Genomic DNA, 21832 nt, shown 5'->3' with positions numbered 1-21832 from the left:
ATTTTTGTATACGTACTAGTAGCACACTAAATGGTTCTTCAATCCTGTCACAACCAGTTTCTTATACAGGGTATCTTCCTTAAGATCCACCAAAAAAAGCTCAGCCTGGTTGTATTGTTATCATCCATTATCGTCAAGGGGTTAATGGGTTAGACTCTATTTTTGAGTTTAGATTTTCGTAGTAGATGGTGGCGGCGAGGATGGCCGCCATAGAAGTTTCTTATGGAACTATCGGGGCAGGATAGTTTAATAAGACTTAGTTCTAGAAGCCATTTTTTTTTAGATTTTATTAACTCCAGGTATGTTAAAATAAATTAACAATATATGGATAAAGGAAGGAGAGGTTAGTTAATTGAATAAATACATAAAACCATTTTTAGTTTTTGAATGGATCACGGTATTAGGAGCATCAACAGTTGCGTACATACGTTGGGGTTTTCCACTTTATAGTTGTATAGGAATCGTTTTATTAGGTGTTATCCTTACTCTATACTTTTCAAAACGATACGAAAAGAAATCAATTAATAAATCACAATAAACATAGAATCGAAGGATCTCTGATTAGAAGATCCTCTGCTGTTTGAAAAAATGCCTATTCCTTAATGAACTAACGGGTGCAATAGTTCTTTAAAGAGCTGTGACGATCACTCTTATTCTTGTGGAGCTAACGGGGTAATTTTTAATATAGTAAGAATAATAGATAGTATAAAGGACCGGAAATTCACTATATTAAAGGTGGGAAATGACATGGCAAGAAAGTACCGATTATATCAAATTGATTCATTTACGAAAGAAAAATTATCAGGTAATCCTGCTGGTGTAATTACCAATGCAGATGGGTTATCTTCGGGTGAGATGCAGAGAATTGCTAGAGAGCTTAACAATTCGGAAACGGCATTTATATTTAAATCAGACAATAGCGAATCTGATGTACATATTCGTTTTTTTACGCCTACTCATGAGGTTCCAATCTGTGGACATGCGACGATTGCTGCCCACTATGCTCGTGCAGTTGAAAATAGTTTAAATACAGGTAAAGTTTATCAAAAAACTGGTGCCGGCATTTTACCAGTCGATGTAATTAATGAAGGTAATGATTACAAAATTATAATGACCCAGGGTAGTATAAGTTTTGATGCGGTGATTGATGGTCTAGCTTTAGAAAACATATTTACAGCTTTCAATATTAGTGAAAATGATTTATTAGAAGATTGTCCAGTACAAATCGTTTCTACCGGGCATTCCAAGGTGATGATTGGAATTAAAAATTCGGAACTTCTTCACCGATTAAACCCTAATATGGATTTACTAACAAAAGTCAGTGGATTAATTAATTGCAATGGTTTCTATGTGTTTACGATGAATGCTCCCGACTCCGAAATCTTAATTCATGGAAGAATGTTTGCTCCAGCAATTGGTATTAACGAAGACCCTGTTACAGGTAATGCGAACGGCCCTTTAGGTGCATACTTAATACACCATGGACTTGTCAAACATGATAATACTTTATTTAGTTTTAAAGCAGTGCAGGGCGAAGCTATAAACCGGGCGGGTGTCATTGATGTTCAAGTGAAAATTTGTCATCAGGAACCAGAGGAAGTAAGGATTGCGGGAAATGCTGTAATCGTATTTAAGTCCGAGTTATTACTGGAATAGCCATTCAATGTGCATTAGCTTAACCTGGACCATATAAATATTATTGTAGCGTATTTAGATTTTGTGCCCTTAATAACCTTACAACTACCTCGAGGTTGAGTGAATAATTCCTTGTTACAAATACTATTAGTTTTCTTCTTTCAATAAGGAAGGTTGTGTTGAGGCAGCCTTTTTCTTATGGCACTAACGGGGCAGGTTAGTTGAATAAGGAATTGAAGAAAAAAAGAGAATAGGTACTGTCAGTTAAAATGATTTTTATAGAAAGAAGGATTAAAATGGCATATTGCAAAGTTCGTCAAGCTGAAATATATTATGAAGATTTAGGGGAAGGTATACCAATTTTAATGATACACGGTTATTCTCCGGACCATCGATTAATGAGTGGTTGTATGGAACCTATATTTACTAAGAGGGAGGGGTGGCGACGTATTTATATTGACCTACCTGGAATGGGATTAACAAAAGAATATAACGAAATAAGCAGTTCTGATGAAATGTTGTATGCTGTTTTAGATTTTATTCAAGCTGTAATTCCTAACCAAGAGTACGTAATTGCTGGGGAATCTTACGGTGGCTATATAGCTAGGGGCATTATTGAAAAGCATCAAGAACAAATACTCGGTGCAGCATTTATATGCCCTCTTATTATTCCTCTTCCAGCAAATAGAACAGTTGAGAAACATAAAATAATGAGAACGGATGAAAAGTTTATTGAAAATTTATCAAAGGGTGAATTAGAAGATTTTAGGAATAACAACATTGTACTTGATGAGTACACATGGTTAAGGTACAACAAAGAAATTCTAAGTGGTTGTAAAATTGGAGATGAAAAGTTTCTAAATAAGGTTAAGAATAAATATGAGTTTTCTTTTAAGATTGACCAGTCTGATTTTATTAAACCCAGTGTATTCCTATTAGGAAGACAAGACTCTTCGGTTGGATATAAAGATGCTCTTGACATAGTAAACAAATATCCACGAGGGACATTTGCTGTATTGGATATAGCAGGTCACAATTTACAAATTGAACAACCGCAACTTTTTAGCACTCTATTAAATGAATGGTTGGATAGAATTGAAGAGTTCCAAAACTAATAATTAACGCAGTAAGTGAAGTTTGTGAAATATTGTACTTAAACTAACGGGTGCTTTACTTCATTATCAGGAGCTAATCAGTCTTTATAATCGATCTTTTCATCCTTCTTCTTTTTTTCAAACTTTAAATCTCCCCATAGCCAGAAAAATCCTGTAATAGCCAATGGAGCGATAATAGATCGGATAAGTAAGAACTCCCAGTCAATGGCTTTCTTGTCAATGTAGTAATCATACGTAGAAAACAATATTATTGAAAGAATCATTACTAAAAGAGTGGTTATTAACCACCTTTTTCTTGTTATGTGTATCATCTACAATATTCAACTCCTTAACATTTCCACTTTATCATATTATCCACCATTTACTAACAGGTGCGTTAGCTGAAGATCGGAGCTGTCTTTAAGGCAGCTCTTTTCTTATGGCACTAACGGGGCAGTTTAGTTCAATAAGGAATACTAATATTAGATCTAACGAGGAACTTATTTTAAGGTAAAAATCATGGGCTTGGAGCATGGTTTTTACCTTATTTCTTAGACAACTGATATAAACATCAGTTCTATAATAAAAAAAAAGATCTCTAATCTAAACTTTTAGAGATTTTTTTAATACAAAAACACAACTTTTATTTAGTTATTACGTCTTGGTATTGAACATTTAAGAAAAGGAGGGGTGGAGACTTGTCGGAGTACAGAAAATTAGAAATTGCAGATTGGTATAACCAACATAGTAAATCCATTTTAAGCTTTATTTTATTGATGGTTAAGGATTATCACAGGCAGAGGATTTGACCCACGATACCTTTGTAAAAGCGTACTTATATCATAATTCATTTAATCAGCATTCCAGTGAAAGAACATGGCTATTCAGTATCGCTCACAACTTAACGGTGGATTTTTTAAGAAAACGTAAACCTAGCAGGTTCTTTAAAGAAGTATTTCTTTTTCAAAAGGATAATAACTCATTGCCTGAAGAAATGATTCGAATAAAAGAGGAATCATCTGAACTATATAAGGCGTTAGGGGAAATCAAAGATACATATCGAAAGGTGATCGTTTTAAGAAAAATCAAAGGTTTTTCTATTGAGGATACAGCAAAGATATTGAGTTGGTCTGAGAGTAAAGTTAAATCGACTCTTTTTATTATTTTTAAATGTGCTAAGTCTTATAAAATTGATTGAGTTGAGATTGTATTAGAAGTACGGGATAAAGTTGAACCAAGTGAAAAAAATAAAGAATTAGAGAAACTTACAGATGAACTACTTACAATAACGCAAGAGGTTGTAGAAGAAAAGGGTTATACCATTATAGCTAGTGGAGTATCTATGAACCCCAAAAAGGTTTCCATTAAAGTGGGGATTGAAGGAACGGAGCCACATTACAAAGAAGTGAAGAATCAAATAGAAAAACATGTACATGATGTAATATATGCAAAAAAGCATGAGAAGTTTGAAGTTGAAGTCAAAAGAGAAAGTGAAGACGAAATTAAGGGTCAGAATTGGCAGCCTATTTTTACAGCAGTCATGGAAGAAACACATAAAAAGTTTAAAGAAACAAATGGTTTTGCCTACTCCTTTCATCCAAAACCTCTTGAAATCATTTTAAAGACTTCATTATCCAAAGGAGAGGAGACTAAAGAGCAAGCTAAAAGAATTGAAGAGTATGCAAGACAGGTAGTTGAAATAAAAAGGAAGGAATTATCCGTTGAAGCAATACCTTATAAAATCATTATACGTGATAAAGATTTTATAAGGTATTGTATGAGAAGTTTCACAATTAAAATATAGTGCTTCTTCAACTAACAGGTACTTTACTTCTCTATGGGGCTGGAAACAGCTCCATTTCTTATGGAACTAAAGGGGAAGGATAGTTCCATAAGAAAATCAATATAAAGAGGATTATTATGTTCGGGACAATTTTTTATAATTGAAAAGGCGACACGAAAACCCTGTATTATTAATTCAGGATATTGGTGTCGGCAATAAACTGATGCATGTTTTACAAGATTTATTGAATTTTTGAATTAGCCACGATACTGTTTTAGGATTTCTAATCCTATTTTTAACTCATCAAATGAGTTTGTAGAAGAAAGTGCAATACGCAAATACTTATCAGGGGGGGTCTGCCCGCTGAGAAAACGATCAGAATGAAAAACGCGAATACCTTGCCTTTTCAAATTCGTTTCCATCTGTAACGCATCGTTATGCCCTTGAATAGGAAGCCAACGATAAAAACTAAGTGGATGTCCAATATTCTTTCTTAAAGGAAAATATTCTGAATATATATCATTTGCAGACTGTGCAAGATGTTTCTTTTGAGAAACAATTTCATGAGCCTTCCCTGTTAAGATAAGCTCTGTAATAATCTCTGCATCAAAAGAAGAGGTTTTTATATTGATGTTAAAAATAGCCTGCAAAATCTTCTCACGTAAGGCATCCCCATAGACCATATAGGCAACTCTTAATCCAGAACATATTGACTTAGAGGTGCCACAAATATAAACGCTCTGTTCTGGAAGCAAATGGAACATTGGTTGCTGGTAATCGGAGATAATACCTGCCGTCAGAAATGCATGAATATCATCCTCAATCAAAATTAAACGATGCTTACGGATGACCGCAGCTAATTCTTGCTTTCGAAAATTTGAAATCATAACTGTGGTTGGATTGTTGCAAGAGGGCATCAGAAAAACGCCGTGAATATTTGTTTGCAAACACTGCTTTTCAAGTTCGTCTGGGAGCATTCCAAACTGGTCTCCGGGAATGGGCACTAACTGAATATGAAACATTTTTGCCAACTCGATAAAGTTTGAATAAGTGTATAAGTCAGTTGCAATGCGATTACCAGGCTCAAACAACGCAGTCAATGCAATTGCCAACGCATTTTGCGCGCCGGAAACAATCGCTATATGTTCTTGGTCTGCTTGAATACCGAAAGATTTCATCCAGTTTAGCCCTGCAGTCTTTTGATGTGGAATACCGGTCGGATCATTGTAATTCAGTAGCTGCTCCAAATAGTTTTTATCCACAACCTTTTGGATAACCTCTGCTACAATTCCATTAGATTGCTCAAAAGAGGCAACTAAACCAAAATCAATACTGTTTGTGATTTTATCATTGGAAATGGTAATAGAACGAGTAGCATTAGGAGCGACAAAGGTTCCACTTCCGGTGACTGCATAAATCAATCCTTTTACCTCGCATACCTTATAGGCACGGGTAATAGTGGTAAAGTTTAAGTCAAGAAAATCTGCTAATTCTCGTTGAGGGGGTAACTTTGTCCCAGGTGCTAAAAAGCCATTAATAATATCCTGTTCAAGTAGTGACGCAATTGAATAATAAAAAGGACGCTTTAATGCTTTCTTATCAGGTTTCCAAGACATTGGATAATTATCAAATGAATTTACTGGCATACTACACCTCTAATATCGTATTCCATACAATAATATCATTTATTGTATGGAATTAATAATGGAATTGTATAATTTGAAAAGTCTACTCTAAGAGATTCCGTTTAATATTAGGGAATAGAACATCTATCAGCCCCCTCATTCCATCAAAATGGGGGAATTTTATTTTATATAAAGATAATTGTAATGGATACAATTATCTTATTTGTTGTATGGATTTCGTATGTTAAATTAAAATAAAGTTAGCAATTCAGGATGTGAATCATATGAAAAAAAGAAATCAAATATGGATGGCATTTCGTTCGGTTTTTCCATATACTGTCCCCATTTTTGCAGGGTTTTTATTTTTGGGAATCGCTTATGGAATCTATATGAATTCATTAGGTTTCAGTGCAATTTACCCAATCTTGATAAGTCTAACAATATTTGCAGGTTCAATGGAATTTATGCCCTGCTTCACTTTTGGAAGGAAAAGATGCTCCTCTCTGTAGAAGGTGGAACGATTGTCTACATGATTTTGATGCAATTGTTTTTTTTAATTTCATTGATAATATTAGAGTTTCTATCTCCTCTCACCATAGGTATAAGGAATGATGAGAGGAGTTTACTACTGGACTTAAGGGGTGGTGAAGAAGGTAGAAAGTGCAAAAAAAACTATATATTAAATATTGAGGCAGGAGGAAGACAGATGAAAGCTATTAAAATGTCAAATTTTGGTGGACCTGAAGTCTTGAAATACACAGAAGTAGATGAACCTATTCCAGCTACAAATGAAGTACGTGTTAGACTGTTTGCTGCGGGTGTCAACCCCAATGAAACGTATATTCGTACTGGTACGTATTCTTTTTATATTCCTGAGTTGCCGTACACACCCGGGTTTGATGGATCTGGAGTTATAGATGCAATAGGCGAGGGGGTAAAGCATCTCAAAATAGGAGACCGCGTTTTTGTAGCTGCATTGCTTGCAAAGCGGAATACCGGAACATATGCACAAAAGGTAGTTTGTGATGCGAATGTTGTCCATAGATTGCCTGAGTCAATATCATATCAGAAAGGTGCATCTCTCGGTATTCCAGCATTAACTGCTTATCGTGCATTGTTTCACAGAGCGAAGATCAAACCAGGTGAGACAGTTTTGATCCACGGAGCAAGTGGTGGCGTTGGTTTGTTGGCAGTTCAGATGGCCAAAGGAATCGGAGCGAAGGTGATTGGAACTGCAAGCACAGAAGAGGGGAAGTCTTTGGTGAAAGCTTCAGGAGCCACACATGTACTTGATCACATAACGGAGGATTCCATCAATAAAATAATTTCTTTGACAAATGATAAAGGACCAAAGGTCATCATTGAGTTCTTGGCAAATGTGAATTTAGAGACTGATCTGAAGATAATAGCACCATATGGTCGTATCGTTGTAGTTGGTAACCGGGGCAGCCTGGAAATCAATCCGAGATTGGCGATGAATAAAGAAGCAGATATCTTAGGGTTGGCTCTTTGGAATGCAATACCCGATGAGTACAATGAGAGTTTACTTGCTGTTGAGGCTTTCCTGGAATCCGGTATTTTAAATCCGGAAATCGGAGATGAATTAACCTTAGAGGATGCTGGAAAAGCGCATGAACAAATATTAAGTAAAAAAGCACATGGAAAAATAGTACTTTCCATCGATTAAAGTAAGATAAAAAATCTTAAATGGTTTGCTTGTTGCTCTGAATTAATCTTTGATAAAAAATGTCGGCCGATCCAGCATTTAACGGAAAACAAATAGAATCCATTTTAAAAAAATATTTCATCGCTGATATTCTTATTGATTGAAAATAAACACAAAACGAAAAGAGGTTTTAATATTTTGAGAGCTGAACAAAGAATTAAAGAATTAGGCATTACTTTGCAACGATAATGGCAAAACACTTCTTCCGGAATATATGATTGAAATACCAACGCCTAATTCCGATTATCAAGAAATTGCTACTTTACTTAAAAAACAAGGTGCACCCAATGAGTGTTATGTAATTGAACGAAGAAATTGATGGTAAAAAAATATCCTTAAATGAAGCCTTAAAGAAAGTATTGAAGGTTCACTTGCTTACTTTGAAGCAGAACAAGAGGTTGGTTCACCTCCAAGATTTTTACTGAAAAGGTAAATATAATGGCTACTTCTTTTTAAGCTCAGGTGCTTTACTTCAATAAGGGAGTTGCTATGGCGGCTCTTTTTCTTATGGAGCTAAAGGGGCAGGGTAGCAAGATTGTGAAGTATTGTTCTTAAACTAACGGGTGCTTTAGTTGATTAAGGAACACAAAACTGACCAATCTTTTTTACAAAAGAATAATCCAATTAAATAGTATAAGGGCATGTTTTGATTCATCTTTTTTCAAAACATGCCCTTTCTATTTATTCATTCACCTTATTAATATACATTTTTTTCTAAATGAACACTTGAACATTTCATTCACATCTATTAAACTAGTAGTTGGTTGTTAGAAAACACCAATTTAGGAAAAATTTAGTTATTTTCTATTTTTCAACTGAAAAATACTGAATTTGATCCTTTTTTGGCGAGAGAATTACATATCTACTAAATGGATATTGGAGGTTTTTGTTCTTACCAAATTATTATCATGCAAACAAAAAAACTGAGGGAGATTAGAGAATGAGAATACTAAAAAAGATAATAGGTATATGCGGAACTGTAGGATTATTATTTGGGGGGACAACAACAGTTGTTGCCACTTCTACGAATACTCCTCAAGTTGTTAAACATGAGAAAAAGGTAGAAGGAAACATACAAGAGGAGATTATAAAAGTAGATAGTAGCGAAGTTAAAAAAAGGAAAATACTTACTTATTTTAATAATAACAAACCAAAGAAGTATAAAGAAAATGAGGTTATCGTAAAATTTAAAAAGAATTACTCCATAAAAAGTCTAGGATCCCTGAGCACTACTTTAGGTTTAACAAATGCAAAAGAATTGAATAAAGAAGGAACACATGTAATAAAATTTTCCAAAAATAAAAAGATGGCAGATGTGTTAAAAGAATTTAACGCTTCTTCTAATGTTGAGTATGTAGAGCCAAACTATGTATATCAACCGACAGCAGTTACAGATCCCCTATATAACGAACTATGGGGACTTAAAAATACTGGACAGGAAATATTAGGGCAAGTTGGTAAAAAAGGTATTGATATAAGTGCGGAAGCAGCATGGGCTAATACAAAGGGCAGTTCCTCTCTTGTTATTGGAGTGATTGATACAGGAATCGAAATTAATCACCCAGAATTAAAAGATAAAATTTGGGTAAACACTGAAGAAATTCCTAACGATGGGATCGATAATGATAAAAATGGATATATAGACGATGTAAACGGCTGGAATTTTTATGATAAAAATAATAGATTGTTCATTCGAGGAGAGGAAGACTTCCACGGAACTCATGTTGCAGGAACAATAGCGGCAAAAGCAAATAAAATTGGAGTTACCGGTATTGCTCCAAATGTAAAAATTATGCCTCTCAAGTTTATCGGACCATATGGAGGGTACGAATCTGATGCGATCGCTGCCATTGAATATGCTAAGGTAAAAGGTGTAAAGATTTTGAATAACTCATGGGGTGGAGGAGAAAATTCACAAGCATTAAAGGATGCTATTAAAAACTCAGGTACCTTATTTATAGCTGCGGCAGGTAACTCTGCAGAGAACTCGGATACAAGTCCAATGTATCCAGCTGCTTATGATTTGCCTAATATTCTTTCTGTAGCCTCTATTAACAATACAGGAAATCTTTCATACTTTTCTAACTACGGTGCAAAAAGCGTAGATGTTGCTGCTCCTGGTGAAGGTATTTTAAGTACAACCCCAAGTGTGGAAGGCGACTATTCTACGGCTTATGAATATCTTGATGGAACATCCATGGCTACCCCGCATGTTACAGGAGTAGCAGCGTTAGTAAAAAGCGCACATTCATCATATACTCCCGTTCAAATCAAGAATGCTATCTTGAGAACCACTACGAAGCTGTCTTCATTAACAGGAAAAGTTGTTACGGGAGGACTTGTGAATGCAGGGAAAGCAGTTAATTTCGAGGTAGATTCTGATATTCCAGGTATTACTTGGAAAGGAGGAAGTATCAGTACTTCACTTGATGCAAGTAAAGATAAAAATGATGTATATTCTATTAAACTATTAAAAGGGGAAAAGGTGAAGGCTACACTAACTGGTGATTCCGGGACGGACTTTGATTTATATTTGTATAACGACACTACAAAGACTGTAAATTCGAGCAACGGCATTGTAGCACATTCAGAAATTATAAATTCATCCAAGGAGTCCTTTACTTTTACAGCTCCTAAAACAGGCACATATTATTTGAATGCCCACGCTTTTAGTGGAGCTGGAAAATACACTCTTTCTGTTACAGAAGGCATTGGAGCAGGAACATATGAAAATACGAGTAAATATTTTGGATATGGAGGAACATGGAATAAAATATCCGATGGAAGTGCGTCGGCAAGCTCATACACAAGTACAAACCAAACCGGTTCAACTGTGAAAATTGTGTTTAATGGTACAGGAATATCCTATAAAGCTATAAAAAATGAAAAACAAGGAATTGTAAAAGTGACATTGGACGGAAAATCTGCAAATTATAGCTTGCATGCTGCTACTCCTAAGTATAAAGAAGAAATCTTCAGTAAAACAGGACTAACTGCAGGTAAGCACGTATTATCTATTGAATGGACTGGTCAGGCAGATCCTGTTGCCCGTAAAACTTCTACGGAGGTAAATGTTGATTCCATCTCAGTTTTAAAATAGCTGTTATATATAGTATACCCTTAGCTTCATCCGTAAAGAGGATGAAGCTAAGGGTTTTTGTGGTCGGGAAAGTGGGGGAAAGGTTCCCATAATCTAAAATTACGTTCTTCCATCTCTCTCGATTTTTTAGAGTAGCTGGATGTCACTGATAAGAACTACTACGAGCAAGATGCAATATTAACCATAATCTTTTCATTAATTGTCTGTTTAATGGATAAAACACTATTTAGACCATGTTGAAATATCAGGTGCGTTAGCATAAGATCGGAGCTGTCTTTAAGGCAGCTTTTTCGTGCGCCCGGCATGGATGCAATCTATAGGGTGAAAGTCCCGAACCATGAAGGCAGTAGTAGTGGTTAGCTTAATGCAAGGGTGTCCACGGTGACGTGGAATCTGAAGGAAGCAAGCGGCAAACCTCCGGTCTGAGGAACACGAACTTCATATAAGGCTAGGTATCATTGGATGAGTTTGCGAAACAAAACAAAGCCCTTACTGCCGAAGGTGGTACAGAGTAAATGAAGCAGATAGATGGAGGGAAAGATTGCACTCTTACCCGGGGAGGTCTGATGACAGCCAAGTACACTTGGTAACCTGTCCAGTGATGGACAGCTGAATCATCAGAAGTCAGCAGAGGTCATAGTACTTGTCTAATCGAGAAGATAAGGAAGGACCGAACAGATTAAGGAGGATGCATACTAGGCGTTCGTTATCTGCGAAGAAGCAAACAATTCCTAACGGAACTTATTTGAAGGAAGAAGTGGTGAATACACGGGGAACTTCAAAAGGGTGGAGCAGATAAAGGCACAAATAGACCATTTATCCACGCAGGGAAAGGATATCAACGATGTTAATGGAACAGATACTAGAGAGGGAAAACTTAATACAGGCATTGAAGCGTGTAGAAAGAAATAAGGGAAGCCATGGTGTAGATGGAATGCCGGTTCAAAACCTGAGACCGCACCTCGCAACCGAATGGTACAACATGAAAACTGCCCTTTTACAGGGTACCTATCAACCGCAGCCCGTCCGTCGTATCGAAATCCCGAAACCAAACGGCGGAGTTCGGCTATTGGGTATTCCTACCGTTCTAGACCGTTTCATTCAACTAGCCATTGCCCAAATATTGACCAAGATATATGACTCAACCTTTTCGGAGAATAGCTATGGATTTCTCCCTAACAAACAAGGGCACCAGGCGGTTCGAAAGGCAAAGTCCTATATAACCGAAGGTTATACATGGGTAGTGGATATGGACTTGGAGAAGTTCTTCGATAAAGTGAATCATGACAAGCTCATGGGAATGTTAGAGCGGAAAATTGAAAATAAACGAGTTCTAAAACTAATTCGTAAATTCCTTCAAACAGGCATTATGATAGGGGGACTTTTTCATAAAAGTAAGGAGGTCCGTTAAGTCCTTTATTATCTAATATCATGTTAGACGATTTAGGTAAAGAACTAGAGAAACGCAATCTTCGATTCGTAAGGTATGAGGATGACAGTACTATCTTTGTGAAGACACGAAAAGCCGCCAAACGTGCAATGGGAAATATCTCAAGCTTCATTGAAAATAAACTGAAGCTAAAGGTCAACTACGAGAAGTCGAAGTAAGATCGCCCTTGGAACAGAACGTTTCTCGGTTTTAGTTTCACGAAATCAAAGAAGAACCCGAAGGTTCTACTGGCTAAACAAACGGTGAAGAGAGTAAAGAAACGAATCAGGGAAATGACCTCGAGAAAATTACCGATACCCATGAAACTCCGAATAAATAAGTTCAAGCAATACCTTAGAGGTTGGATGGGGTATTTCGCCCTCATTGATACTCCGAACGTATTGAAGAATTTAGATTCATGGATTCGAAGAAGACTCAGGATGTGCCTATGGAAGCAATGGAAATTGCCAAGAACGAGGGTGAGGAAACTCAAAGGATTAGGCGTCCCATTTGAAAAAGCATATGAATGGGGAAATAGCAGAAAGGGTTATTGGCGCATAGCGCATAGTCCTATTCTAGACAAGACCCTTAATAATGTTTATTGGCTCCATCATGGGTTAGTAAATCTATATGAACGATATACAAAACTACGTCAGACTTAAACTGAACCGCCGTATACCGAACGGTACGTACGGTGGTGTGAGAGGTCGGAGGCTAGGCGCCTCCTCCTACTCGATTTATGGAACTAAGGGGCAGGTTAGTTGCATAAGAACTGGTATAATTTAGAGAAAAGTAGAGTGTAGAAACGAGGAGTAATTGCTTATTTCAGTGTGTCAAAATAGCAAAAAAAGACCTCAAATAGTAGAGGTCATTTCATATTTTGTCTTATATTTTCTGGAATCATAACTACTTCCGTTTTTAAATCAACAGGTTTGAATGTTTCATCAATACATTCTTTCCAATACTCTAAATGCTTCTTATCTATCCAGTGGTCTGATTCCTGGACTTCTTGTCCGCCTTGCCCCTGGACAGAGTACCAATATAAAAACTCATCACCATTTAGACGTTCTCTAAATATAGTTTCAACATACATTTTTTCGGCTTCAAGGGTTATCAGCACATCATTCATATTTTCGTTTAGAAACTTTAACCATTCATCTACCCGTTCCGATTTACCTTCCTTAATTCTAAATCTTGTTAGTTCTACATTCATATTTCTCCCCCATTTAATTAGTTATCTTGCTTACATTACATATTTTAGCAGGTTTTAACTCAACAGGTGAAATAAGGGAGTTACTTTGGCGCATCTTTGTCTTATGGAACTATCGGGGCAGCATTCCTGTATTAACTGAAATACTAAAAAGTATGTGAAGAAATCTACTTAAACTAACGGGTGCGTTAGTTCAACAAGGAGTATAAAAAAAGCCTGTATCAATGATTACTAGGTAATCTAAGATACAGGCTTTATATTGGGGTAACTAATTGTTCTTATATATATTTAACTAAAAGGGACTTATTTTTTAATAATTTCGCAGATGATAAGGAGTTTCAAGCGTTATTTAGTGATAAAGAATACTATTATAATGAACTTATGGGTGTATTTCTTGGTAATGTTAAAACTAATCAGGAAGTATACGAAATGTTTCGTAATTGGGTTGATGGAGTGCTATACCCATTTGAGAAGAGAGCTAAATAGAAAAGAAAGGATTTTTTCTCTCTTAATGGTTAGTCCTATTATCATTGTATAAATGTAACCTCTTTACTAATTTCCATATTTCACACCTCCTCCTTGGAAGTGAATGCGTTTACATTTAAATTTGCAATGATAACGTTGTAAAATTTTCCTGTTTAAATAATCAACTATATTCACCTCTTAATTTACTAAACATATTGGTGTATAATAAATAAATCCATATAAAGACGGAGATGAATGCTTTGGTTACAATTACTGATATCGCGAAGCTTGCCGGAGTTGCTAAGAGTACAGTTTCACGTTATCTAAATAATGGTTCTGTTAGTGAGGCAACGAAAAATAAAATCGAACGTGTGATAAATGAAACCAGCTATGCTCCTAATGCCTTCGCTCAAAGTTTAAAAGCAAAGAAAACTAATATAATCGGTACCATCGTACCGAGACTTGATTCGTATGCTTCTTCTCATACGTTAATTGGCATTGATGAACAATTAAGAGAACTAAATTATCAAATGCTGATCTCAAATACCGGTCAGGATTTAGATCGGGAAATTGAAAATATTTACACACTGGCTAAGCAAAAGGTTGCGGGAATGATTTTGCTTCCATCCCAAGTTACAGACGCCCATTTAGAGGCCTTCAAAGAGCTGCACTTGCCCGTTTTACTGGTTGGTCAGCAGCATGAAACAATTCACAGCATCATACACAATGATTATGAAGCAGCATATGATCTCGGAAAACATGTGCTGGAAAAAGGTCACCGTAAGATTGCTTTTTTGGGCGTAACAGGAAAAGATATTGCTGTAGGAGTCATGCGAAAAAAAGGATTTCAGCGGGCGATAGATGAAAAATCAGACTGTGAAGTAAGGTATTATGAAACAAGCTTCAGCATAACAGATGCATTAATCAATGTCCCCTTTATTATTAAGGATTTCACTCCCACTATTATCGTATGTGCAACTGATAATATAGCGATTGGTGCTTTGAAAGCAGCTTATTTAAGAGGTTTAAAAATCCCAGAAGACTTGTCGATCACTGGATTTGGAGGTTATGAAGTAACAGAGATGATACACCCAGGCATAACTACAGCGAAATTTTACTACAAAGAAGCAGGACAAATGGCAGCTAAAAGTATCGTGAAGCTTGTTAACGGGGAAGAATTACCAAAATTATCTCTATCAAAATTTAAAATTATTGAAAGAGAAAGCGTTGACAATCGTTTACTACACCGATTATAATCAAAATGAAATCGGTTACCAAATTTTCCCCTTCTAAAATGTAACCGGTTTCTGTGAATCAACTTGTTGATATTATATTTTTTTGGTTTATGCTGGAACCGGTTCCGTTGCTTGATATATTCATATATTTTTTTGAATTTAAACGGAACCGGTTCCAAGCCAGCGTTTATAAACGTTTAAAAGGAGGATCATTATGAATTATAAAGAAGTATCCCAGGAAATATTGGAGGCAATCGGCGGGAAAGAAAATGTGGCAGCTGCAGCACACTGTGCGACTCGGCTCCGCTTAGCTTTACATGATGAAGATAAAGTCGATCAAGCAAAACTAGATGAGATGGATGCAGTAAAGGGAACATATTCAACTGGAGGACAATACCAGATTATTATCGGTGCGGGAACTGTTAATGAAGTATACAAAGAGTTTTCAAAGCTAACTGGACTTACTGAAATGTCGACGAAAGATGTAAAAGATGCTGGTTCGAAGAAAATGAATCCGCTTCAGCGCTTTGTAAAAATGCTTTCTGATATTTTTGTTCCTATTATTCCTGCAATTGTTGCCGGCGGTCTATTGATGGGGATTAACAACTTGCTCACAGCACCTGACTTATTTATCGCAGGGCAATCCATTGTCGAAGCTAACCCGGGATTCGCAGATTTAGCAGCTCTAATTAATACATTTGCCAACGCAGCATTCGTATTCCTTCCAATCTTAATCGGTTTCTCTGCCACACAGCGGTTTGGCGGAAATCCTTATCTGGGTGCTACACTTGGAATGCTAATGGTTCACCCTGACTTATTGAATGGTTGGGGATACGGAGGAGCCTTAGTAAGCGGTGAAATTCAGGTCTGGAATATTCTCGGATTTGAAATTGAAAAAATCGGATATCAAGGCACTGTGTTGCCGGTACTTGTTGCTTCCTTTATTTTAGCAAAAATAGAAACGTATTTGCGGAAAGTCATTCCTTCCGCACTAGACAATATTCTAACACCATTATTGACAATTTTTATTACTGGTATCTTAACGTTCACAGTAGTAGGACCGATTACTCGGGCTACAGGGAACTTATTAACAGACGGTCTCATCTTCTTATATGATGGAACTGGTTTTATCGGAGGAGCTATATTTGGACTTCTTTACGCACCAATCGTTATCACAGGTATGCATCATAGCTTTATTGCTGTAGAAACACAATTACTTTCTGATATTTCAAAAACTGGGGGCTCTTTTATTTTCGCAATTGCAGCAATGTCCAATATTGCTCAAGGAGCAGCAACCCTTGCAGTTACTTTCATTACGAAAGATGAAAAAACAAAAGGTACGGCATCTGCAGCGGGTATTTCGGCTCTTTTAGGGATTTCAGAACCTGCAATGTTCGGTGTTAACTTAAAACTGAAGTATCCATTTATTGGAGCAATTATAGGTTCAGGAGTGGCTTCTGCTTTCGTCACCTTCTTCAAAGTAAAGGCGATTGCACTTGGCGCTGCAGGTATACCAGGGATTATTTCCATCAAAACAGATACAATTATCTTTTATATAATTGGTATGGCCATTTCCTTTGCTGTTGCCTTTATCGCAACATTCAGCTTAGCAAATCGAGCAGATAAAAAAGTTGCTGCCCTTTCTCGAAAAGAAGCAGCCTAATTTATTAATATGAAAAGGGCTGTTCGAAACAAGGAACAGCCCTCTGATTTTTTAAAGGAGTCTGATCACATGGGATGGACAAAAGAACAGCGTTATCGCCGCGTTGAAGATGTTAATCAGGTAGAGCTACAAAATTTGCAAACAAGAGTAAATGAATGCACATGGCGACAAACCTTTCATATACAGCCTTTATCCGGCCTACTTAATGACCCTAATGGCTTCTCTTTTTATCATGGCGAGTACCATTTATTCTACCAATGGTTTCCACTGGGTCCTGTACATGGGTTGAAGTATTGGTATCATACGAAATCAAAAGATCTCGTTTCTTGGGAAAATGCCGGCATCGGGATCGCACCGGATGATTATTATGACAGCCATGGAGCCTATTCCGGAAGTGCTATTGAATATGAAGGAAAACTATATTTATTTTATACCGGCAACACCCGTGATGAGAATTGGCAAAGACATCCCTATCAATGTATCGCCATCATGGAGAAAACGGGCCAAATTGAAAAATTGACCCATCCATTCATTCGGGACGTACCAGAAGGATATACTAATCATTTCCGCGACCCGAAAGTTTGGAGAGAAAATGATACCTTTTATGCAGTAATCGGTGCACAGCGGAAAGACAAATCAGGATGTGTCGTCCTTTATCGTTCCTCCAATCTAGTAAACTGGACATTTGAAGGAGAGTTACAAACTGACCTTGGAACTTTTGGATATATGTGGGAATGTCCAGATTATTTTGAACTGCAAAACTATGGTGTACTGATGTTTTCTCCACAAGGTTTGGAGCCCAAGGGAGACCTTTACCACAATATTTATCAATCCGGTTATGTTATTGGCAGCAAGCTAGATACAATAACCCACTCATTATCACATGGCTCTTTTCAGGAGCTTGACAGAGGCTTTGATTTTTATGCGCCGCAAACAATGGTTAATCCTGACGGAAGGCGTATCCTTGTCGGATGGATGGGCTTGCCTGAAATTGACCTACCCACAGACAAAAATGGCTGGGCGCATTGTTTAACACTGCCAAGAGAATTATCTGTTCGAAACGGCAAACTGATTCAGCGGCCAGTGCAGGAACTTCAAGCGCTACGCAGGCAGGAAACTGAAGTAAAAGGTGTTTTGAAGAACACCAAGAACATGTATGAAGAATTCAAAGGAGTATCCTATGAAATGGTATGTGAATTTGAAAACACCGATGCCGTTGAATTTGGTATTGAATTCAGGGCCGGTGATGATGAAAAAACGGTCATTAAATATGATACTGTAGAGAAAAAAGTCATTCTTGACCGCTCTTCTTCAGGTGAAACCGTTGGAGAAGCTTATGGAACAATCCGAAAATGCTTTGTGAATACCAAAAAAATTAAATTTCATTTATTTGTAGATACCTCTTCTGTTGAGATTTTCATCAATGACGGTGAAGAAGTATTCACGAGCCGGATCTTCCCTCGTGAAAACAGAAATGAAATTCGTTTCTTTGCATTATCTGGAAGCACCACTTTTCAAGCAAAAAAATGGAGTTATGTATGAAAGCGAGAGGTAAGGTATGAGAAATTTATATGCAATCGGTGAAGTATTAATTGATTTTATCCCCCTTCAAAAAGGAATCGCACTAAAAGATGTAATGGAATTCGAGCGTGCTCCAGGAGGCGCTCCAGCGAATGTTGCTGTATCAGTTGCCAGAAATGGCGGCAATGCATCGCTAATTACTAAGCTCGGAATGGATTCATTTGGGGACTTTCTTTTAGAACAATTGCAGCAAGCCGGCGTAAAAATAGATAAAATTACGAGAACGAATGAAGCCAACACAGGCCTTGCTTTTGTATCTTTGCTTGAAAATGGTGAACGTGATTTCTCTTTCTACCGCAATCCTTCTGCAGATTTGCTGCTTCATGAGACTGAAATTAACGATAGCTGGTTTGCAAACGGCGACCTCCTCCACTTCTGTTCAGTCGATTTAGTGGAAAGTCCTATGAAGCATGCGCATGTGAAAGCCATTACTTCTGTAAAAGCAAAAGGCGGAATCATCAGCTTTGACCCAAATGTCCGCCTTCCGCTTTGGACTGATCCTGAAGAATGCCGGAAAACGATTTTAGAGTTTGTTCCAATGGTTCATATTGTGAAAATATCTGATGAAGAGCTTGAGTTTATTACCGGGATTACTGACAAAGAAAAAGCAGTTTCTTCGTTATTTACTGGTGCTGTTAAAGCAGTAATTTATACAAAAGGAGCTCAAGGTGCCGAATTATATGTAAGGGGTAAAAAATACGAATCAACCGGGTATCGCGTCGGCGTACAGGATACAACAGGGGCTGGGGATGCATTTATCGGAGGCTTGCTGTATCAGTTATTAGAAAAAGACGTTCGGCAAGGAAATCTGGAAGAAGTTCTTGAACTTCATCACCAAGAAATCCTAAGCTTTGCAAACGCTAGTGGCGCTCTTACTACGACTGGAAAAGGAGCAATCTCTTCAATTCCGGCCAAAGAAGCGATTTATCAACTGCAGCAAATCGATCAATAATGGCGCCTGTCCTAAACGGAAAAGTACCGATCGATTGGCTTGCTAAGTTGATAAGGACCGATTAAAAGGCCTTGGAGCTGCTGGCATTTTGGAGGTAGGAAATAACATCTAGGCAATTTTTGGCCCGAAATCAGACCAGCTAAAAGAACAAATCAAAAAAGTGATTGCTTAAGAAATTTGCTGTTCAGCCAGAATATTAAAAATAATTGGAGGTATTACCTTGTTAAAAAACTTATTTGGAAAAAAAACAAAAATTTCGGAAATAAAATTAGTATCGCCAATTGAAGGAGAAATTTTAAAGCTTGAAGATGTACCGGATCCAGTTTTTTCACAGAAAATGATGGGAGATGGTATTGCTTTCTTTCCTATCGAAGGGAAGGTAGTGGCGCCGGCTGATGCAAAAGTCATCAATGTCTTCCCGACGAAGCATGCCATTGCATTGGAAACGGCAGAAGGGCTGGAAATATTGATTCATATTGGATTGGACACGGTTAACATGAAAGGAGAAGGGTTTTCCGTTTGTGTGGCAGAAGGTGACCAGGTTAAAGCAGGAGACATATTGGTCACCTACAGCCTTGAACTGGTAAAGGAAAAAGCATCAAGTACTATTACACCGATGATCATTACCAATGGAGACATTGTGACACATTTAGAGTATCACTATAGTGGACAATCTGTAGCCGGTAAAACGACCGTTCTGGTAGTTACCTTAAAATAGGGGAATGAGTAAAATAAAAGAAACTCGTTAAAGAACTAAAGAACATATGACCAAGAGATGTCCACCCCAGAAATGGGGTGTTTTTATTTTAACTAAGTTGGTATCATCTTAACGGAATTGTGTTACTTTAGGTGATAATTTGCACTTATTTTAAGTGCTATTTTGCACGTATATTATTACTGCAGTTTTCCGGGGCTGCCATTAGGTGACCTTTTTGCTTAATGAACTATAGGGGCAGGTTAGCTCAATAACAATAAAGTTGTACCAATTAGATTCTGAATATTAAATGAAGTAAATGTTAAAGAAAAAAATAGGGGGGGATTATCATGGATAAAGGAAAAAATGCTTTAATTATAGTAGATGTACAAAAAGCCTTTGAGGATAAAAAATGGGGAGAGCGAAACAATCTAAGTGCAGAAGAAAACATTAGAAAGATATTAACATTATGGAGGGAAAAGGGCTGGCAAGTAATACATATTCAACACATGTCCGATAACCCTAGTTCTGTATTCCATCCAAAGAATGAAGGATTCGCTATAAAAGAATTGGTTGAGCCTCTTGGAGAAGAAGTAATTATAACAAAGAAAGTAAATAGTAGTTTTATCGGTACAAAATTAGACGAGTTCCTAAAATTAAATGATATTACAACAGTAGTAATAACAGGTTTGACTACTCCCCACTGTGTGTCTACGACCACAAGAATGAGTGGGAATTTAGGTTTTAATACATACCTTATTTCAGATGCGACTGCAGCATTTGGCATAAAAGACCAAAATGATAAATATTATGATGCCGAGACTATACATAATATTTCTTTAGCTACCTTAAATGACGAGTTCGCTACTATACTTACAACAGAACAATTAATAAATGAAGTATTTTAAGTTTGTTAAACTAACAGGGTGCTTTTACTTCAAAAAGGGAGGTTGCTGCGGCAATCTTTTTTCTTACGGAATTAACGGGGCAGCATTCCTGTAATCAGTGAAATTGAAGTTTGAACAAAAAAATAACCTCTTGGTAGAATGAGAGAGTCCTGAAGCTATATTTTGGAATCCAATTTATTCTATTTACTGTAATAATCCTAACAGGGTTTTACTCAGATAGTTACATAAGCAAGCCATTTACTTACACTGATTTAATAGCAATAATTATTCATTTTGCTATACTAATCGTCGTGTTAAATGGATACTTTAAGCTAAAAGAACGTCTAAGGCCTATTCATTTATTTAATAGAGTTTTACTTTCTTTGTTAGCTCTTGTTTTTACCTTTATTTTTATAGAGATTTTAACAGGAGAATGAGATTTTATTCCTAATGAACGGTGCGTTAGCTGAAGATTGTCCTGAACAGCCTGATGTATTTATCCTTTTATTAACCATTTAATTATAACATATTTTTCCTTTAATTTTATAATTTAAAATGGTGGATAGGTTATGCCTTAACTTTTATATGACTTTATTCCCGATTGTTGATGCAAAATATACTAAACAGAAATTGACTCAAATCCACCAGTTACCTTCCTATATGAATAAAGGCAGCTTTCAATTTCTTGCTGAAAGCTGCCTTGTTAATTAGATTTTAATTGTAATTTACTATATAGGGATATATCTACATTAG

16 protein-coding genes and 2 pseudogenes are annotated in these 21832 nt (G+C 36.7%); 15 read left to right on the top strand and 3 right to left on the bottom strand.

Going from position 1 to position 21832, the window contains the following annotated elements; genetic code table 11:
- Positions 1 to 747: 747 nt before the first annotated feature.
- Positions 748 to 1656, top strand: a complete 909-nt coding sequence (locus ACFX4I_RS23725) for a PhzF family isomerase (RefSeq protein WP_309518403.1) — start codon at positions 748 to 750, stop codon at positions 1654 to 1656.
- 275 nt (positions 1657 to 1931) lie between these two features.
- Positions 1932 to 2750 carry an alpha/beta fold hydrolase gene (locus tag ACFX4I_RS23720; protein WP_377423456.1) on the top strand — a complete coding sequence of 273 codons (819 nt, stop codon included), beginning with the start codon at positions 1932 to 1934 and terminating at the stop codon, positions 2748 to 2750.
- Positions 2751 to 2827: 77 nt separating this feature from the next.
- On the opposite strand, the gene ACFX4I_RS23715 is transcribed toward ACFX4I_RS23720, so the two are convergent.
- The gene (locus tag ACFX4I_RS23715; RefSeq protein WP_377423453.1) at positions 2828 to 3061 is read right to left on the bottom strand and encodes a hypothetical protein; all 234 of its coding nucleotides are present in this window, start codon (positions 3059 to 3061) and stop codon (positions 2828 to 2830) included.
- A gap of 473 nt (positions 3062 to 3534) precedes the next feature.
- Here ACFX4I_RS23715 and ACFX4I_RS23710 point away from each other — a divergent pair, with 473 nt between their 5' ends.
- The gene (locus tag ACFX4I_RS23710) at positions 3535 to 3927 is read left to right on the top strand and encodes an RNA polymerase sigma factor (protein WP_377423450.1); all 393 of its coding nucleotides are present in this window, start codon (positions 3535 to 3537) and stop codon (positions 3925 to 3927) included.
- A gap of 171 nt (positions 3928 to 4098) precedes the next feature.
- Positions 4099 to 4533: a hypothetical protein gene (locus ACFX4I_RS23705; protein ID WP_377423448.1), complete on the top strand. Its 435-nt coding sequence runs from the start codon at positions 4099 to 4101 to the stop codon at positions 4531 to 4533.
- A 236-nt stretch (positions 4534 to 4769) separates the two neighbouring features.
- Here ACFX4I_RS23705 and ACFX4I_RS23700 read toward each other — a convergent pair whose 3' ends face one another.
- The gene (locus ACFX4I_RS23700; RefSeq protein ID WP_377423445.1) at positions 4770 to 6158 is read right to left on the bottom strand and encodes an aminotransferase-like domain-containing protein; all 1389 of its coding nucleotides are present in this window, start codon (positions 6156 to 6158) and stop codon (positions 4770 to 4772) included.
- Positions 6159 to 6421: 263 nt separating this feature from the next.
- Between ACFX4I_RS23700 and ACFX4I_RS23695 the strand changes: the two are divergent.
- From ACFX4I_RS23695 to ltrA, 5 genes and pseudogenes are all read left to right on the top strand, one after another.
- A pseudogene (locus tag ACFX4I_RS23695) lies at positions 6422 to 6604 on the top strand (AzlC family ABC transporter permease); the annotation flags it as partial.
- Between the two features lie 239 nt (positions 6605 to 6843).
- Complete coding sequence (locus ACFX4I_RS23690) at positions 6844 to 7824, top strand: NADPH:quinone reductase (protein ID WP_377423442.1); 981 nt, start codon at positions 6844 to 6846, stop codon at positions 7822 to 7824.
- A 979-nt stretch (positions 7825 to 8803) separates the two neighbouring features.
- Entirely contained in the window at positions 8804 to 10963 is a 2160-nt protein-coding gene (locus ACFX4I_RS23685) for a S8 family serine peptidase (protein WP_377423439.1), read from the top strand.
- Positions 10964 to 11606: 643 nt separating this feature from the next.
- The gene (locus ACFX4I_RS23680; protein WP_377423436.1) at positions 11607 to 11762 is read left to right on the top strand and encodes a hypothetical protein; all 156 of its coding nucleotides are present in this window, start codon (positions 11607 to 11609) and stop codon (positions 11760 to 11762) included.
- Between the two features lie 45 nt (positions 11763 to 11807).
- Positions 11808 to 13054 (top strand): annotated as a pseudogene (gene ltrA, locus ACFX4I_RS23675) (group II intron reverse transcriptase/maturase).
- A 206-nt stretch (positions 13055 to 13260) separates the two neighbouring features.
- On the opposite strand, the gene ACFX4I_RS23670 reads toward ltrA, so the two are convergent.
- Entirely contained in the window at positions 13261 to 13605 is a 345-nt protein-coding gene (locus tag ACFX4I_RS23670; RefSeq protein ID WP_230303167.1) for a DUF6176 family protein, read from the bottom strand.
- 722 nt (positions 13606 to 14327) lie between these two features.
- Here ACFX4I_RS23670 and ACFX4I_RS23665 point away from each other — a divergent pair.
- The 6 genes from ACFX4I_RS23665 to ACFX4I_RS23640 all read left to right on the top strand — a co-directional run bounded on the left by ACFX4I_RS23665 (position 14328) and on the right by ACFX4I_RS23640 (position 21100).
- Positions 14328 to 15323 carry a LacI family DNA-binding transcriptional regulator gene (locus ACFX4I_RS23665; RefSeq protein ID WP_377423432.1) on the top strand — a complete coding sequence of 332 codons (996 nt, stop codon included), beginning with the start codon at positions 14328 to 14330 and terminating at the stop codon, positions 15321 to 15323.
- A 193-nt stretch (positions 15324 to 15516) separates the two neighbouring features.
- Entirely contained in the window at positions 15517 to 16965 is a 1449-nt protein-coding gene (locus ACFX4I_RS23660) for a sucrose-specific PTS transporter subunit IIBC (protein ID WP_377423430.1), read from the top strand.
- A 69-nt stretch (positions 16966 to 17034) separates the two neighbouring features.
- Positions 17035 to 18507 carry a sucrose-6-phosphate hydrolase gene (locus ACFX4I_RS23655; RefSeq protein ID WP_377423428.1) on the top strand — a complete coding sequence of 491 codons (1473 nt, stop codon included), beginning with the start codon at positions 17035 to 17037 and terminating at the stop codon, positions 18505 to 18507.
- Between the two features lie 16 nt (positions 18508 to 18523).
- A complete protein-coding gene (locus tag ACFX4I_RS23650; RefSeq protein WP_377423425.1) occupies positions 18524 to 19498 on the top strand; it encodes a carbohydrate kinase family protein in 975 nt (324 codons plus the stop codon).
- A 220-nt stretch (positions 19499 to 19718) separates the two neighbouring features.
- Positions 19719 to 20216: a PTS sugar transporter subunit IIA gene (locus tag ACFX4I_RS23645; RefSeq protein ID WP_054397421.1), complete on the top strand. Its 498-nt coding sequence runs from the start codon at positions 19719 to 19721 to the stop codon at positions 20214 to 20216.
- A gap of 326 nt (positions 20217 to 20542) precedes the next feature.
- Positions 20543 to 21100 (top strand): cysteine hydrolase family protein, encoded by a 558-nt coding sequence (locus ACFX4I_RS23640; protein ID WP_214812534.1) that lies wholly within the window; start codon positions 20543 to 20545, stop codon positions 21098 to 21100.
- Positions 21101 to 21832: the final 732 nt, after the last annotated feature.

This window comes from Peribacillus sp. YIM B13472 (assembly GCF_042788005.1).
GTDB lineage: Bacteria > Bacillota > Bacilli > Bacillales > DSM-1321 > Peribacillus > Peribacillus simplex_E.
The sequence above is the reverse complement of the archived record's forward strand: the minus strand, read 5'-3'. Positions and strand labels throughout refer to the sequence as shown.

Coding starts and splice junctions, on each gene's coding strand:
- ACFX4I_RS23715 (WP_377423453.1), bottom strand. CDS start 3,061: ATGATACACATAACAAGAAAAAGGTGGTTAATAACCACTCTTTTAGTA.
- ACFX4I_RS23650 (WP_377423425.1), top strand. CDS start 18,524: ATGAGAAATTTATATGCAATCGGTGAAGTATTAATTGATTTTATCCCC.
- ACFX4I_RS23670 (WP_230303167.1), bottom strand. CDS start 13,605: ATGAATGTAGAACTAACAAGATTTAGAATTAAGGAAGGTAAATCGGAA.
- ACFX4I_RS23640 (WP_214812534.1), top strand. CDS start 20,543: ATGGATAAAGGAAAAAATGCTTTAATTATAGTAGATGTACAAAAAGCC.
- ACFX4I_RS23685 (WP_377423439.1), top strand. CDS start 8,804: ATGAGAATACTAAAAAAGATAATAGGTATATGCGGAACTGTAGGATTA.
- ACFX4I_RS23660 (WP_377423430.1), top strand. CDS start 15,517: ATGAATTATAAAGAAGTATCCCAGGAAATATTGGAGGCAATCGGCGGG.
- ACFX4I_RS23700 (WP_377423445.1), bottom strand. CDS start 6,158: ATGCCAGTAAATTCATTTGATAATTATCCAATGTCTTGGAAACCTGAT.
- ACFX4I_RS23720 (WP_377423456.1), top strand. CDS start 1,932: ATGGCATATTGCAAAGTTCGTCAAGCTGAAATATATTATGAAGATTTA.
- ACFX4I_RS23690 (WP_377423442.1), top strand. CDS start 6,844: ATGAAAGCTATTAAAATGTCAAATTTTGGTGGACCTGAAGTCTTGAAA.
- ACFX4I_RS23725 (WP_309518403.1), top strand. CDS start 748: ATGGCAAGAAAGTACCGATTATATCAAATTGATTCATTTACGAAAGAA.
- ACFX4I_RS23655 (WP_377423428.1), top strand. CDS start 17,035: ATGGGATGGACAAAAGAACAGCGTTATCGCCGCGTTGAAGATGTTAAT.